Raw genomic sequence first — 15,689 nt, forward strand, 5'->3', positions numbered from 1 at the left:
ATACGGTGAATGAAATTATATTAACGATTTTTTGAATATATCTATCGTAACTCTAATTATATCAACGATTCGACAAAGAATATCGACAATGTTTGACGACCTATCCTCTAATAAAAAAGCTGCCCCCATTTAGAGACAGCCACTTCAATACTTACGCTTCTACTTTTAGATCTTTCAATGCAACAACATCCGCAAATGATCCAAACACAACATTATGATGCTTTACAATATCTTCAGCACGCAATACATCTGTATCAAACGTACTATGCGCATCACTCACTAATGTTACTTTATATCCTTCACTAAACGCTCTGCGCGTTGTCGTATCAACACAGTACTCTGTTTGCATTCCTGAAATAATAACATGCTCAATCCCTTTTTCTTGTAACACTTCGTTTAAGTTCGTCTTATGGAATGAATCTGGCGTCGTCTTTTCAATGATATTGTCCCCTTCTTGCGGTGCAATCGCCGCATGTACTTTCCAGCCATCTGTACCTTTTTCTAACGGATGATCTTTTGGCCCGTTATGTTGTACATAAATAACCGGAATACCATTTGAACGACATTCCCCAATAAGCTCTTGCAACGTTTCTAAAAACTTTTCCCCATTATGTACTGGGATTCCTGCTGTATACATACCCGCTTGCACATCAATAACTAGTAATGCCTTTTTCATTTCACACAGCTCCCTTTGTTTGTATAAGCCCTTTCATAAATCATTATAATTGTTTATATTCCATCATCCAACAATCTTCTAATTTCCCCTCATGCAGTTCATGTTCCTTTAAAATCTTCACTTTTTTAAATCCGCATTTTTCATAACAGCTTATCGCACGTACATTATTTACTCTAGGATCCATCGCTATCGCTTCTGCTCCTAAGCTCTCCATAATGTATGTAATTGCCGCTTCAACAAGGGTTGTTCCAATCCCTTTTCCCCAATACGCTGGTTCACCGATAAATTGGTCCATTCCCCACACATTTTTCATTTCTTCATATCCATATAACGCTTTCCATTCGGAATCAACAGGATATATTTGTATGTAACCGATCGGTATTTCATTGAACTCTACTAAACACCTTTTTTCATTACTATTTGGATTATGTATAAAATGATCGAGTACCTTTTCTACAGACTGCGGATTATCTCTTCCTTCGTAATACTGTAAAATTTCTGGATTTGTTAACCATTTTGAAATGATAGGTGCATCGTCTTTTGTTACATATCTAACTAATAAATTTTCTTTTTGAAATAACATGTAGCACCTCTTTATTAGCATTTTATAAACTGTTAAACTTTATTTCAAATCAACATCATTCTTATTTAATAACCCCTACTCCTCCCATGTATGGACGCAATACTTCTGGGATTATAACTGAGCCGTCTTCTTGTTGGTAGTTCTCTAAAATAGCTGCTACTGTACGCCCTATAGCTAACCCAGAACCATTTAATGTGTGCACAAATTCTGGTTTTGCACCTGGTGTACGACGGAAACGTATGCTTGCACGACGCGCTTGGAAATCTTCACAGTTTGAGCAAGAAGATATTTCACGATATACCCCATAACTTGGTAACCAAACTTCAATGTCATATGTTTTCGCAGCTGGAAATGCTATATCAGCTGTACATAATACGATAACTCGATAAGGTAATCGTAATAATTGTAGTACTCTTTCGGCATTCGCAGTTAATTTTTCTAACTCATCGTATGATTCTTCTGGCTTAGTATATTTAACCATTTCAACTTTGCTAAATTGGTGCTGGCGAATAAGTCCTCTCGTGTCACGTCCTGCACTACCAGCTTCAGAACGGAAACATGGCGTATGAGCGGTAAAATTAATAGGTAATTCTGCACCATTTAATATTTCGTCACGATAATAGTTCGCTAATGGTACTTCCGCCGTTGGAATTAAAGAGTAATCTGTGTCTTTTAATGTAAATACATCTTCTTTAAATTTCGGGAATTGTCCGGTTCCTATTAAACTATCGCTATTTACGATAAACGGTGGAATCACTTCTGTATATCCATGTTCTTCAACATGTAAATCTAGCATAAAGTTAGCTACTGCTCGCTCTAAACGTGCTCCCAAGCCATTGTAATATACAAAGCGGCTTCCTGTTACTTTTGCTGCTCGCTCAAAATCTAGTAATCCTAATTTTTCAGCAACTTCCCAATGTGGTTTTGCTTCAAATGAAAATTCGTTTATTTCTCCCCACTTACGTAATTCAACATTATCATCTTCTGATGCTCCAATAGGCACTGTTTCATTAGGTATATTTGGTAATGCCAATAATATAGAATTCAATTTCTCTTCTACATTATGTAACTCATCATCTAACGTTTTAATACTTTCTCCTACTTCACGCATTTCACTAATAAGTTCATTAGCATCTTGTTTTTCACGCTTTAACTTCGCAATACGATCAGATACTCCATTACGTTTACTTTTTAATTCTTCTACTTCTACTAACAGTTCACGACGATTTTGATCTAATTCTTCAAATGTATCCAATTCAAGAAACTCTCCACCGCGATCAATCAATTTTTTCTTTACTTCTTCAAAATTAGCACGTAATACTTTTACATCTAACATGTCTTATCTCTCCTTTAATAAGTGACTAATGTCATCTTCTTCGTTCACGTTAAGCTTTTAAGATAGGGAATTTCACTAAAAAAACACAAAAAACTCCCGTCCCTATAAAAGGGACGAGAGTTAACCCGCGTTGCCACCCTAGTTGAAAGCATAGAAAATGTAAGATTTCCACTTAAAAAATTAACGGTTTTTAACCGGAAACGATTACTAACTTCACATTGAAGGGTTCCACATTTCGCTCAAGGACGGATTCACAAGCGCTTTCTATCGGTTTACACCACCCACCGACTCTCTAAAAAAAAAGATACTTGTTACTACTTCCTTTCATAGCTTTTAAACAATATAAATTTTAATTATCATTACTTTACAATAATTCTGTTTATTTTTCAAGAAAATATTGTATCTTTAAAATAAAGAGTTCCTATAATCAAACCACAAATAAACTGGAGGTTATTTACGATGTCTCATATCACTTTGAAAGCAATAACTTCTATAAACTGGCGAGAAGCGCTTACTAAAACAATTTTCAATGTAACAAAGCAAAAAACTAAAACAATTTGGAGATGAGACTTTGAAATCGACATTAATCATTCTTCGCGGAAACTCCGCAAGTGGCAAAACAACAATCGCAAAGGAACTGCAAGAACATTTCGGGCAAGGAACACTTCTAGTCTCACAAGACGTTGTGCGCAGAGATATGCTAAAAGTTCACGATACAATAGGTAACTTATCTCATGATTTACTATTTGAAATTACGAAGTACGGAAAAGGAAAATGTGAATTTGTTATTTTAGAAGGTATACTGAACAGTCGTAGATACGGTGATATGCTGAAAGAATTAATACATTATTTCGAAGGAAACGCTTATACATATTATTTTGACTTATCACTTGAAGAAACGATTAGACGGCATAATACGAGAGAAAAACGACTTGAATTTGGAGAAGATTTATTGAGTAAATGGTATAACCCGCACGATACAATTGAAGTTGATAAAGAAACTGTTTTTACAGATGATTTCACGCAAAAAGACATATTTCATGCCATTGTTAATGATGTGACACATCAAAAATAAGACGGACAGGATGAGTCAGTCTTATTTTCATTATGTTCCTTGTATTTCAGTTTTGATAACTGAACAATCTTTACATAAGTAATAATATATCTTCATTTCACCAAACTGAAAATCAACTACTGAAATAAGTTCCCGTTCCTCAAGGTCTTGTGTAATTGTAGCAACATATTTCATCTCTTTAGAACAAGCTGGACATCCCAAATCTTCTGGAACTTCATCGTATAAAGGCGCTCCTAACAATCTACATATATATTCCGAACCGAATAAGTCAAAAGCTTCCCAGTAACGATCTTCATCAGTAGGTATATCTTCATTTTTCATATTTGTTAGCTTTACATTAGTTTTTGGTAGATCGACCGGTAGTTTATCCTCATCTTCCATTATCCAATCTTCCGTATTGTCCTGCTTTATTATTTGTACCGTTTTACCACCATTACTTAACTGAAAATATTGCGGCTCCCACACCATCGAACAATTCAAGCAAGAAACGAATGGTAAAACATTCATTTCATCATTTTTAAGTTCAACAAGCCTATCATCTTTCAAATCTAAACTAAAGATTTGATGCATTTTCTCATTGCATAGCTTACATAGTGGTAAGTCACAATCTTGACCACCAAAATAATGATTATATGAATCTTTCCCTTCAATTACTCTATACCCTTTTATTTCATTGTAATGTGTGCCATATAATTCTGTTGTCATATTTAATCCTCTTCTCGCTTATAAAGGTGATCCTCGATACTAATCTTTTAATAACTTTCGGTACATAAAACATTTTTTATTGTTGCTAATCATCATTTTTCTTATTCTTATCACCGTTATCTTTTTGGTATGAATACGATAATAAAATAATAACAATTTACCAGAAGACTGAGTTCTGTATCCATTCTGACACTATAGGGATTTGGAACGTTATAAACCCTAGTATAAGACTAAATAGAATAATTACTATTTTATGAATATTTTTCTCCTATTTATCTAATTGTATTTTAATAGTGATAGAAGAACAATATGGTTGTCAGAAATACAAATAAGGATTAAATAATTCAATATGGTTACTTTTACTGCTCACTGTACTCAGCAGCAAAAGTAAGGTTTTATTCTTTTACATATCCTTCAAATTTTTTCAATGAATCACATTAAGGCAAAAAATAAAAGCCAGTCTCAATAAAGAGAACTGACTTCTATTTGGATAACCATTATTATAAAACTTTTACTTTAACAGTTTGTCTTCCCCAGTTCATAGCTTTACTTTTTGAACCCATTAAAACATCAATACGATTTCCTTTAATAGCACTACCAGTATCACCAGCAATAGCTTCTCCATAACCTTCTACCCATACTTTAGATCCTAATGGGATTACCTTCGGATCTACTGCGATAATTCTCATATTAGGATTTGCCGTTAAATCATGACCCATCGCAGTTAAAACGCGTCCACCATATGTACCATTTTCACTTGGATCAGCAGTATATGCTGTCGCTACTACCGTTAATTCACGTTTAGCAGACTGTGAGTTATTTTTAGATACTTCTTGTGTCTTTGTTGCTTCTTTTGCTTTCGCTTGTTCTTGCTCTTTCGCTTTCGCTTGTTCTTGTTCTTTCGCTTTCGCTAATTCTTGTTCTTTCGCTTTCGCTTGTTCTTGTTCTTTTACTTTCGCTAATTCTTGTTCTTTCGCTTTCGCTTGTTCTTGTTCTTTTACTTTCGCTTGTTCTTGCTCTTTCGCTTTCGCTAATTCTTGTTCTTTCGCTTTCGCTTGTTCTTGTTCTTTTACTTTCGCTAATTCTTGTTCTTTCGCTTTCGCTTGTTCTTGTTCTTTTACTTTCGCTAATTCTTGTTCTTTCGCTTTCGCTAATTCTTGTTCTTGTTCTTTCACTTTTACTTCTTCTTTCGCTTTTACTTCTTCTTTTGCTTTTACTTCTTCTTTCGCTTTTACTTCTTCTTTCTTTCGCTTTTACTTCTTCTTTCGCTTTTACTTCTTCTTTTGCTTTTACTTCTTCTTTCGCTTTTACCTCTTCTTTCGCTTTTACTTCTTCTTTCGCTTTTACTTCTTCTTTCGCTTTTACTTCTTCTTTCGCTTTTACTTCTTCTTTCGCTTTTACTTCTTCTTTCGCTTTTACTTCTTCTTTCGCTTTTACTTCTTCTTTTGCTTTTGTTGCTACCTTAGCTTTTGCAACTTCCTGCACTTTTGCTTCTTCTTTTACTTTTGCAACTTTCTGCGTTTTTGCTTCTTCCTTCGCATTTACCGCTTTTTGTACTTTCGCTACTTGCTTCGTTTTCTCTTCAGCTTTCTTTTCAATTGGTGCTGTACTTGATAGGAAAGAAACGTTTGCATAAGCTGTTTTTCCTTTATACTCAAATTGTAGCCATCCATCTTTTACTTGATGCGTTGATTCAATTACATCATCTTTTTTCAGTCTGCCAAGAATTTCTGATTCTGTGCTCGCTTCAGAACGTACATTTAATAGGTTTGCTGTTACATGATAAACATCTTTTGTAAATTCCGAACTTACAAACAATTCTTTACCATTTAAATCAATTTTTGACCATCCTTCTTCAGTATTTATAACTTTTAACTTTTGTCCTTCTTTTACTTTTTCGATAACTTTTGATTCCGTTGTTGGCTTTTCACGTACGTTGAGTACATCCGCTGTTACGATAGTTTCTGCGATAGCAGATGTTGTAAAAGCCCCCAATCCAAAAACTGTTGCTGTTGCTGCGCCAATTAATTTTTTCATAATAGCCTCCATTGCGTTTTTTGGGGTTTTATCAAATGCTTCCATAAAATTAGGTGATTTCACGGAATATCAAAACATTTGCAAAGGTACATTGATATCGCTTAATATACCGTTATTAAAACCCTTTACTCCAATAGTATCAAATTCTCATTTTTAATTCTATACATTATAAATCTACTTATCTTATATAAACGTTTCCTATCCTTCTTCTTTTTACTAAATGGTTGTCGCAATTCCTGCCAGAAATAAACTTACGATTGCTAAAAATTGAGTACCGACTATAGCCCCTCTTAAATGAAACTTGTAATCTTTATATCCCTTCATCCCTTCCGTACAAGGAATAACAACAAATCTCGGAGTAATCCAGCAAAATATAAGCCAATCGATTATTAATAAATCTACTAAATTGAAAATCATTAAAATGCTAAAACTATGTAAATAGGCCTCAATATACAATAGTTTTTCATGTTGATGTAATATATATGTTGAAACGAAAGGAGTACCGAAGAGAATCACATTGTATGCAATACTAAAGTAAATCGTTTGCTTTTTTTCATTAATCGATTTCGGAAAAACTACCTTTTGAATATCTTTTGGATAATCATTTAACCAAAGACGAGGATTATAATATAAAGACCCCAAAATCATTACGGATAGTACAATAGACATGATGACACCAACGTACATTGTTTGCTCTAATTGACTCATAAGTCTCATTCACCCTTTTCTGTAATTCCTATGTAAGTCATTCACTTAATTACACATTGTATGTACGTATACAACCAAAAATTAACAATTACCTTTAACACCGAATCAAATTTCTTGCAATGTACATGCAACTTTTATACAGTGGAAGCCTAATTAGTACAGATAGGATTGGTGAAACCTATGAAAATCGAACATATCGCAATTTGGGTAAATGATTTAGAATTAATGCGTACTTTTTATACGAAGTATTTTAATGGCAAGGTAAACTCTTTATATCATAACGAAGCAAAACAATTTGAATCTTATTTTATTACGTTCGAATCTGGAGCAAGGCTTGAACTTATGCGTAAGAAAGGTATAGAAAACGAGCCTAATCTTAATATAACTGGCTATGCACATATGGCTTTCTCTGTTGGCAGTAAGGAACGTGTGAATGAACTGACAAAAACGTTAAAAGAAGCAGGCTATTCTTTATTAAATGGACCACGTTTCACTGGAGATGGCTATTATGAAAGTGTAATAAGCGATCCAGAAGGCAATCAAATAGAAATCACGATTTAACTATCGTTTATCTTTTCTGAAGAACAAATGAAAATTAGTTTGGAGGAATACTATGCATAAGCTATATTTTAGTAAATTTGAAGCGACAGACTTCAATTTATATTTCCAGCTCGTATCAAATGAAAAAGTGATGGCACAAATTACGGAACGTACCATTCCGTTAGGCGAGGCGCAAAACGACTATAAAAAATTGTTAAAGCGTAATAAAAAACATAGATTATTCGGCTCCTACAAAGTGTATGACTCTATTACAAATGAATTTATCGGACTTGGACATATAACAGTAAATGAGGCTGATTTTAAAGAAGCAGAACTTGGCTATATGATTTTGCCAGAGCACTGGGGAAAGAGATATGGTAGTTGTATTGCAAAGGAATTAATAAATATAGCGAAGCAGACAGATGTAAGCGTACTAAAAGCAATTATCGATCCGAGCAATATCCCCTCTCGGAAGATTTTACTAAACGTTGGTTTTACATCAGATATAGTTTGTGAGATTGATGGATTACCTGGGGAGATTTTGAGTACATATATTTAACTATATAAAAAAGCAATGCTACATTTGAACTAACCGTAGCATTGCTTTTATCTTTTATTATTATAAAAGTCCATTTTCACTTTAATACGAACTAAATCATTATTTCTTTATCTCGTCTACTACACTTTGAACTAAAGAGATAAGAGCTTTCTTTGTATCCTCATCTGTTATTTTTGCATCATCACTAAATTTAGTGCGCACAGATGGGATTAATAGCGAACCATTTTGAACGACAATTGTATCTAGCATACCTAGCGTAAGTAATAATGATTCATGAGCTTTATCCCCTCCAGCAATCGACGGTGAAGCTGTTATAATAGCAACTGGCTTTTTATAAAGTTCCGCTGATGAAACAAGCCATTCTAATGCATTCTTCAAAACTCCTGGAATACTTTTTGCGTACTCTGGTGTACAAATAATAAGTGCATGTGCTTCACTTAATGTCTTTCGAAATTCTTCAACAACAATCGGTGCTCCAACTCGATCTACATCCGGATTAAAATGAGGTAGTTCCCCTATCCCATTATAAATAGTGTAATCTATACCTTCTGGAATAAATGCTGCTAAAGTTTTTAATATGTTTGTGTTGGATGATCCTTCCCTAATACTTCCTGAAATCGCTATGATTTTTTTGTGTATACTCATATGATCCCCTCCTACAAACATCATACTTATGCAGCCATAGAAAAATCAAAAATATTGAACTATTTAACAAGCTGTACATTCATCAATTTTGTTTACATAATAATATTATGGTTTATTTTTAACCTTTTATAAAATAGGTAAGGAAACTCCATATTTGTTATCCTATTTGAGAACGGACAAATCATGTTTGTAAATGGTTTTCACGACTATTATGAATGTTGGCCAGCTGGGGTCCAATGTGAGGATTTGCTTGTAGTTGCTGCACCTGTTATCAAAGGTGAAAAGTGGGTTATGACGCAATGGATGAGTAGAAGAGCATTGTTGTAACAAGTAAATTTACCGACTTTATCATTTTAACCGAGAAGCCCTCCTCCTCTAGACCAAGTGAAGGTTGGGATAGTTCAATTCCAATCTACAATTGAAGTTTTTTGTGAAATTCATTAAAAACATACAAACAGCCATCGTTTCATGGAATGATGGCTGTTTCTGTTTACCATTATACATAATCTTAACTTGGTGGCTGCGTTATTTATAACAGCCGATCAACCTTCCTACTATACAATAGAAAACATCATGTACACTCCAACAACGAAGAAAACGGCTAATGTCTTAATTATCGTAATACCAAAAATCTCTTTATAAGCTTCTCGGTGTGTTAATCCTGTAACTGCAAGTAAAGTTATAACTGCTCCGTTATGAGGGAGAGTATCCATACCTCCCGCTGCCATTGCAATTACACGATGCAGCACATCTAACGGAATATCAAAGTTCGCTGCCGCTTCAATATATTTATCTGCCATTAAACCTAATGTAATACTCATTCCACCCGAACCTGATCCCGTCAGACCGCACAAAATATTCGTCATGACCGCTCCGCTAATTAAAGGGTTTGAAAATGTACCTGTCAAAGAATTTTGAATCATGACAAATCCGGGTAAAGCTGCTATAACGGCACCAAATCCATACTCGGCTGCAGTGTTCATGGCAGCTAAGATTGAACCACTTACGCCCACGCTTGTAATAGATTGAAACTGTTCTTTTACCGCTTGGAAGTTTAATAATATAGCAGCAAGTATTCCGATAAGAAGTGCCATTTCCACTGACCAAATACCTACGACTTGTCCCATATCAATCGTTCCGTACTCCTTCAAACCTATAGATGCAAAATCAAATCCCTTTGTATACCAAACCGGGATGAATTCTGTAAAGACTTTATTCATCACTCCGACCAGTACAAGCGGAAGAAAAGCTACCCAATAACTAGCTGGAATAACCTCGCTGGAAACAATAGGCGCTTGCACCAATTGCGCGCTAGTTGTGGCAGCCAGTTCAGAAGTGGCACCGCTTTTTCCGAAGTACCCCTCTCCCTTAGCGGCAGCCTTCTTCCTGCACCTTTCCAAATACATCATGCCACATATAAAGATAAACAGTGCTCCGATAATCCCTAATGTAGGAGCTGCATAAATATCTGTTTTAAAGAACGTAGTTGGAATAACATTTTGGATTTGAGGTGATCCAGGAAGTGAATCCATCGAAAACGTGAATGCACTGAATGCAATTGTCGCTGGAATGAGACGTTTCGGAATATCCGCCTCGCGAAATAATTGCGCCGCAAACGGATAAATCGCAAATACTGCGACAAATAAACTGACACCACTGTATGTAAGAATCGCTCCCATTAACACGATGGAAAGAATAGCTCTTTTCACGCCTATAAAATGGATGATAATTTTCGCGATTTTTTCTGCTATTCCAGTGATTTCTACCACTTTACCGAATATCGCTCCAAGCAAAAATACAGGAAAATATAATTTTATGAATCCGACCATCTTCGCCATAAAAACATTAGAAAAGAATGGTAAAACATTCGCCGGTTCCGTTAAAAATACAGCCAACAAAGCACATAACGGAGCGAATAAAATGACTGAGAATCCTCGGTAAGCTACAAATATAAGCAAGCCAAGCGATAGCAATACAATCAATAAATCCATAACCGCATTCCCCCTCAATAAAATAGATTCTCTTAAATTTACTTTACACCCTTTTATATTTATATATATTATTGCAACACCTGCCAGAGGCAGGCATTACTTTTTGTTATTTTATTTATGATGAAAAAGCGGTACCCTCTTTTCTATAAAAGCCTCCACCCCCTCTCTTACATCACTCGTTTGAAATACATGGCCGAAATTCTCAGCTTCTATTTTTAGCCCGTCCTCAAGAGAAGAAGATAATCCCTTATTGATAGATTGCTTCATCAAAGATAAAGCAGGAAGGGAAAATTGAGCCATCTTCGCGGCTAGTTCCTTCGCCTTATTCAGCGCTTCGCCACGCGGAACAACATGATTCACCAAACCAACTCGCCAAGCTACCTCGGCAGTGAACGGTTCACCAGTGAACATCATTTCTTTCGCACTTGCAGTTCCTATTAATCGAGGCAAACGTTGCGTGCCTCCCGCACCTGGAAACAATCCTAACTTCACCTCTGGAAGTCCGATTTGGGCATGTTCTTCTATAATCCGTAAATCACATGATAAGGCTAATTCACACCCGCCCCCAAGCGCTAATCCGTTAATAGCAGCGATTACAGGCTTCGACAATCTTTCTATTTTATTTAATGGATTCTGAAGCCACAATGATTTTCCCTCTGCATATTCATTCCCTTTCCCAATCCATTCCGGAAATGACTTGATGTCTCCTCCTGCAACGAAGGCCTTTTCTCCAGCGCCAGTTAGAAGTACAGCAATTACTTCATCATCCCGTTCGATTTCATCGACCACCACCGTCAGTTGCTCAACCACAGCACCGCTCAATACATTCACAGGAGGATTATCAATGATGATTGTCGCGATTCCTTTTTCTTTGGACCATGTAACAACCCGCTTATTTTCCAATTCAATCCCTTCTTTCCAATATGTAATGAGATACTTTTACTACCGTCAGCACATCAACTCGTTCTTTTAATTACATAGCCGACCTTTTCACTATCCCAAGCAGTACCGATTCCTTCCTCCTTCAGCTTGAACTTCTGAATCCGTTCCGTCGCAGTTTTTGGAAAAGTTTCACTGAACTGAACATATCGCGGCACCATGAAGTAAGCCATACGTTCTTGACACCAATCTATAATCTCTTCATGGGACATCGTTTCTCCTTTCTTTACAATCACATATAATTTGACATCCTCTTCTCCCACTTCCGATGGAACACCGATGGCCGCTGATTCAAGTACTTTCGGGTGATTATTCACTACCTTTTCGATTTCCCAAGAGGAGATATTTTCTCCACGCCTCCGGATACACTGTTTGATTCGATCGCAAAAATATAAGTAACCTTCCTCGTCTAGATAACCACGATCTCCTGTATGGAACCATCCCTCCTTCATCGCCTCTTCTGTTTTATCCCGCATTTTATAGTAGCCTTCCATGAATGCTTGTCCCTGTAAGGAACGTATAAAAATCTCTCCAATTTCACCAGTCCGCGCTTCATTTCCATCCTCATTGACAATCTTCGTCTCTACGTAAGAATAAGGCTTTCCAATAGAAGGCGGCTTATTGGCATTCAATGGATTCGTTACACAAAAACCCGTCGTTTCCGTTAATCCGTAACCTTCTACAATCTGGACGCCAAACCTCTCCTCAAACGGCTTCCAAAATCCCTTAGGCGTAGCAGCACAAGCCGTCACCCTTACAAAATTTTCATTATCGTTTTCCTTTTCTGGTTGCTTGCAGAGAATAGGAATCATAGATCCTAAAGAATTAAAAATGGTTGCGCCATGACCACGAATTTCATCCCAAAATCTAGAAGCACTAAACCGCTTGCCAAGAGCAATCGTCGCATTGGAAGAAATAGCACCGAGTACTGTATGGGCCTGGGCGTTAATATGAAATAACGGCAACGCTGTAAATAAAATATCTTTCGAACTTGCGCCAACCATATAGGTGGCAAATGACTGCGCAGAATTTACATAGGCAGAATGACTTAACATGACCCCTTTAGGTAATCCAGTCGTTCCAGAGGTATAAAGAATACTGTTAATAGAAGAGGAGGAAACAAATTCAGTTGGAAGGTGATGATTATTTGTATTCAGTACATCTTTCAATTCGATTACCAGCGGTTCTTTACCATCGTTCAAATTGATTACGCTTTCATCATTTCCGTAAACGACAATTTGAATGTCCCTTTGTATAAATGGCAAACAAGAAGCAATTTGAGGAACAAATTCCTTATCAACGATAATCAGCTTGCAATCAGAGTGAGATAAAATATACTGTAGGCCCTCTCCTTTTAAATGCACATTCAGAGGCACCGCAATTGCTCCCATAAAAGATAAAGCAAACCATACATCCAGATATTCAGGAGTGTTATGAAGCATAATACAAACCTTGTCACCTTTTTGAATACCGAGCTCACAAAATCCCGCTGCGGCTCTAGTAATTCGATGATAGAGCTCCTCATACGTAACTCTTTGTTCTTCAAATTGTAAATAGACCTTACTTGGTGTTTTTTCAATACTTTGCATAATAAAATGTGGCAAACTGTGATTTTCCAGCATTGAATTCCATCCCTTCTTGCTATAATCTTTTTTATTTATATAGCAAGAAACATGCCAAAAATCGACTCATTCTCTATTCCCTTATTCCTTCAGGGATATACCCAAGTCTCCCTTACATGTCCACCTTCACATGTCGCATTTGCGCTACAAATGATTACGATCATGTCGCATCTATAAGAAAGTGTCGCAAAAAAGAGACAGTATGTATTACTGCAAACCAAACAAAAAAAGGGCCTGTTTGCCCTTTGCTTCCTTTCACAAAATTCCATATTTTTCTATTTTACGATATAAGCTAGCCCGATGAATCCCTAAAAGCTTGGCTGCCTCTTTTATATTTCCAGCTGTCTTTTCCAAAGCCCTTGTAATCGCCCGTTTTTCAGCCGATTCCACTTCCTCCTGCAGTGAATAACTCATCTCATTCTTCTCTTGATCCACCGCAAATATTTCATGATATAACTCTTCTTCCAAATCTTTTTTCCGCAAATATACAGGAAGATGATGCACTTGAATAATCATTCCTTCTATAACATTCATCGCTCGTTCTAACACATTCTCTAGCTCCCTAATATTGCCTGGCCAATCATGCTCCATGAATATATCCCTTACTCTCTCATCCAATGAAAGAACGCTACTACCCAGCTCCCCATTCAATTTCCGAATTAAAAATTCCATTATATGTATCATATCTTCCTTTCTCTCTCGTAACGGAGGAATATCGATCGCAAACACATTCAACCTATAATATAAATCCTCCCTAAATTCCCCTCTTTGCACCATTTCACGAAGATTTCGATGTGTCGCCGCAATGAAACGGACATCAATCTTTTGAATTTTCGTACCACCAATTCTTTCAATCTCTTTCTCTTGCAACACACGCAGCAACTTCACCTGCATGTCCAAAGACATATCACCGATCTCATCTAAAAACAACGTTCCCTTATGGGCCAACTCAATCTTCCCAGGCTTACCACCTTTTTTCGCTCCTGTAAAAGCCCCCTCTTCGTATCCAAATAATTCAGCCTCCAAAAGATCCCTCGGAATCGCAGCACAATTCAAACGAATAAATGAACCCCTAGCACGCGGACTTGCACGATGTACCGCATGCGCAAAGAGCTCCTTCCCTGTACCGCTCTCTCCTCTTATCAAAACGGTAGACCGACTTTTAGAAACCTTCAAGGCCATCGTTTTAACTTCTTTCATTTTCGCACTCTCTCCTATAATACTTTGAAAGGACAACCTACCTTCTTGCAACCGCTGTAATTCAGTTTGATAGTAAGATAACTTTGATTCCATTGCACTAATCTGATCCCCCAAAGCTTTAAACTGCTGTATATCATGAAACATAATTTTACCAATCGCACCAATAACCTCACCGTCCTTAACAATAGGTATGCGAGTTGCGATAATATTCCGATTACTTATACGCTGGATATGCCCAATTTCCACCTGTCCCGTCTTCACGATAATATGCATCCTCGTATTCTCAACAACCTCCGTACAATGCTTACCTATCGCTTCCTTTGGATCATCAATCCCTAAAAATTGTGCATAAGAACCACTTAAAAAATTGACAATCCCTTGTTCATTTACCCCTAGAATACACTCCGACAGTAAATTCAAGGCATTTTCATACCGACTGATGATACTTTCCAAGGACTGTATACTTTTTTCCTTGTTTTCCAAAATGGCAATTGATCCATCTTCTTTCCCGCTCTGATATACACGGGATTCATTCATAATCAATACTTGGTTGCCCACCTTACACTCGTACTTGTACAAACTATCATTTTGATTCACTACTAGCTTTTTACGATCAGGAATAATCGTTGATATATGCTTACCTATTATTTCATTTTCTTTTTTATGTAACATGCTGCAGAATGGTTGGTTGCTGAATGTGATGATTCCATCATGACTTATGACAGCAATTCCGTTATTCATTACCTGAAGAGCCTGGCTTGTTAACTGCAAATTCATTCTTTCATCCATATGCATTTGGAAGCCCCCCCTATCAAATTGTGCTCTTTCTCGCATGTATTATATATTCATTTTAAACATTTACTTTCCTTCGGCTCTTCCGTTTGAAGTAATAATTTCTTGAACCAGTAATATAGCTGATTAACCGGTAGGTTCTTTTTTGACACCTGTCAGGTTTTAATAATCCAATTTCTTTAAATCCTTGGATGTAAGAAGATGAATCTCATGGGCTATTTACAACTTGTAGGTGAGGAATATTTGACGCTTACCTTAGATACCTAATGAGTTTTATGAAA

13 protein-coding genes, 1 pseudogene and 1 other annotated feature are annotated in these 15,689 nt (G+C 36.5%); of the genes and pseudogenes, 3 read left to right on the forward strand and 11 right to left on the reverse strand.

Going from position 1 to position 15,689, the window contains the following annotated elements:
- Positions 1-151: 151 nt before the first annotated feature.
- The 3 genes from MHI07_RS13680 to serS all read right to left on the reverse strand — a co-directional run bounded on the left by MHI07_RS13680 (position 152) and on the right by serS (position 2,595).
- The gene (locus tag MHI07_RS13680) at positions 152-676 is read right to left on the reverse strand and encodes a cysteine hydrolase family protein (protein WP_340824394.1); all 525 of its coding nucleotides are present in this window, start codon (positions 674-676) and stop codon (positions 152-154) included.
- 43 nt (positions 677-719) lie between these two features.
- Complete coding sequence (locus MHI07_RS13685; RefSeq protein ID WP_340824396.1) at positions 720-1,259, reverse strand: GNAT family N-acetyltransferase; 540 nt, start codon at positions 1,257-1,259, stop codon at positions 720-722.
- A 61-nt stretch (positions 1,260-1,320) separates the two neighbouring features.
- Positions 1,321-2,595, reverse strand: a complete 1,275-nt coding sequence (gene serS, locus MHI07_RS13690; protein WP_340824398.1) for a serine--tRNA ligase — start codon at positions 2,593-2,595, stop codon at positions 1,321-1,323.
- Positions 2,596-2,701: 106 nt separating this feature from the next.
- Positions 2,702-2,932: a binding site (T-box leader), on the reverse strand.
- 234 nt (positions 2,933-3,166) lie between these two features.
- On the opposite strand from serS, the gene MHI07_RS13695 reads away from it, so the two are divergent.
- The gene (locus tag MHI07_RS13695) at positions 3,167-3,670 is read left to right on the forward strand and encodes a kinase (RefSeq protein WP_016105177.1); all 504 of its coding nucleotides are present in this window, start codon (positions 3,167-3,169) and stop codon (positions 3,668-3,670) included.
- A 30-nt stretch (positions 3,671-3,700) separates the two neighbouring features.
- On the opposite strand, the gene MHI07_RS13700 is transcribed toward MHI07_RS13695, so the two are convergent.
- From MHI07_RS13700 to MHI07_RS13710, 3 genes and pseudogenes are all read right to left on the reverse strand, one after another.
- The gene (locus MHI07_RS13700) at positions 3,701-4,375 is read right to left on the reverse strand and encodes a hypothetical protein (RefSeq protein WP_215596650.1); all 675 of its coding nucleotides are present in this window, start codon (positions 4,373-4,375) and stop codon (positions 3,701-3,703) included.
- A 500-nt stretch (positions 4,376-4,875) separates the two neighbouring features.
- Positions 4,876-6,412: pseudogene (locus MHI07_RS13705) on the reverse strand (SH3 domain-containing protein).
- Between the two features lie 216 nt (positions 6,413-6,628).
- Positions 6,629-7,120, reverse strand: a complete 492-nt coding sequence (locus MHI07_RS13710) for a hypothetical protein (RefSeq protein WP_002110474.1) — start codon at positions 7,118-7,120, stop codon at positions 6,629-6,631.
- Between the two features lie 180 nt (positions 7,121-7,300).
- Between MHI07_RS13710 and MHI07_RS13715 the strand changes: the two genes are divergently transcribed.
- Positions 7,301-7,681 carry a VOC family protein gene (locus tag MHI07_RS13715; protein ID WP_002110475.1) on the forward strand — a complete coding sequence of 127 codons (381 nt, stop codon included), beginning with the start codon at positions 7,301-7,303 and terminating at the stop codon, positions 7,679-7,681.
- A gap of 52 nt (positions 7,682-7,733) precedes the next feature.
- Positions 7,734-8,219: a GNAT family N-acetyltransferase gene (locus MHI07_RS13720; protein ID WP_340824406.1), complete on the forward strand. Its 486-nt coding sequence runs from the start codon at positions 7,734-7,736 to the stop codon at positions 8,217-8,219.
- A 99-nt stretch (positions 8,220-8,318) separates the two neighbouring features.
- On the opposite strand, the gene MHI07_RS13725 is transcribed toward MHI07_RS13720, so the two are convergent.
- The 5 genes from MHI07_RS13725 to MHI07_RS13745 form a co-directional block, all read right to left on the reverse strand.
- Positions 8,319-8,864 carry an NADPH-dependent FMN reductase gene (locus MHI07_RS13725; protein ID WP_215588273.1) on the reverse strand — a complete coding sequence of 182 codons (546 nt, stop codon included), beginning with the start codon at positions 8,862-8,864 and terminating at the stop codon, positions 8,319-8,321.
- Between the two features lie 554 nt (positions 8,865-9,418).
- A complete protein-coding gene (locus MHI07_RS13730; RefSeq protein ID WP_340824409.1) occupies positions 9,419-10,855 on the reverse strand; it encodes a GntP family permease in 1,437 nt (478 codons plus the stop codon).
- Between the two features lie 111 nt (positions 10,856-10,966).
- Positions 10,967-11,758, reverse strand: coding sequence for an enoyl-CoA hydratase (locus tag MHI07_RS13735; RefSeq protein ID WP_002161387.1), 792 nt, complete (start codon positions 11,756-11,758; stop codon positions 10,967-10,969).
- 53 nt (positions 11,759-11,811) lie between these two features.
- Positions 11,812-13,416, reverse strand: coding sequence for an ATP-dependent acyl-CoA ligase (locus MHI07_RS13740; protein WP_340824410.1), 1,605 nt, complete (start codon positions 13,414-13,416; stop codon positions 11,812-11,814).
- Between the two features lie 255 nt (positions 13,417-13,671).
- The gene (locus MHI07_RS13745; RefSeq protein ID WP_078181120.1) at positions 13,672-15,411 is read right to left on the reverse strand and encodes a sigma 54-interacting transcriptional regulator; all 1,740 of its coding nucleotides are present in this window, start codon (positions 15,409-15,411) and stop codon (positions 13,672-13,674) included.
- Positions 15,412-15,689: the final 278 nt, after the last annotated feature.

It is taken from the genome of Bacillus sp. FSL H8-0545, from assembly GCF_038006105.1.
Taxonomy (GTDB): Bacteria; Bacillota; Bacilli; order Bacillales; family Bacillaceae_G; genus Bacillus_A; species Bacillus_A cereus_U.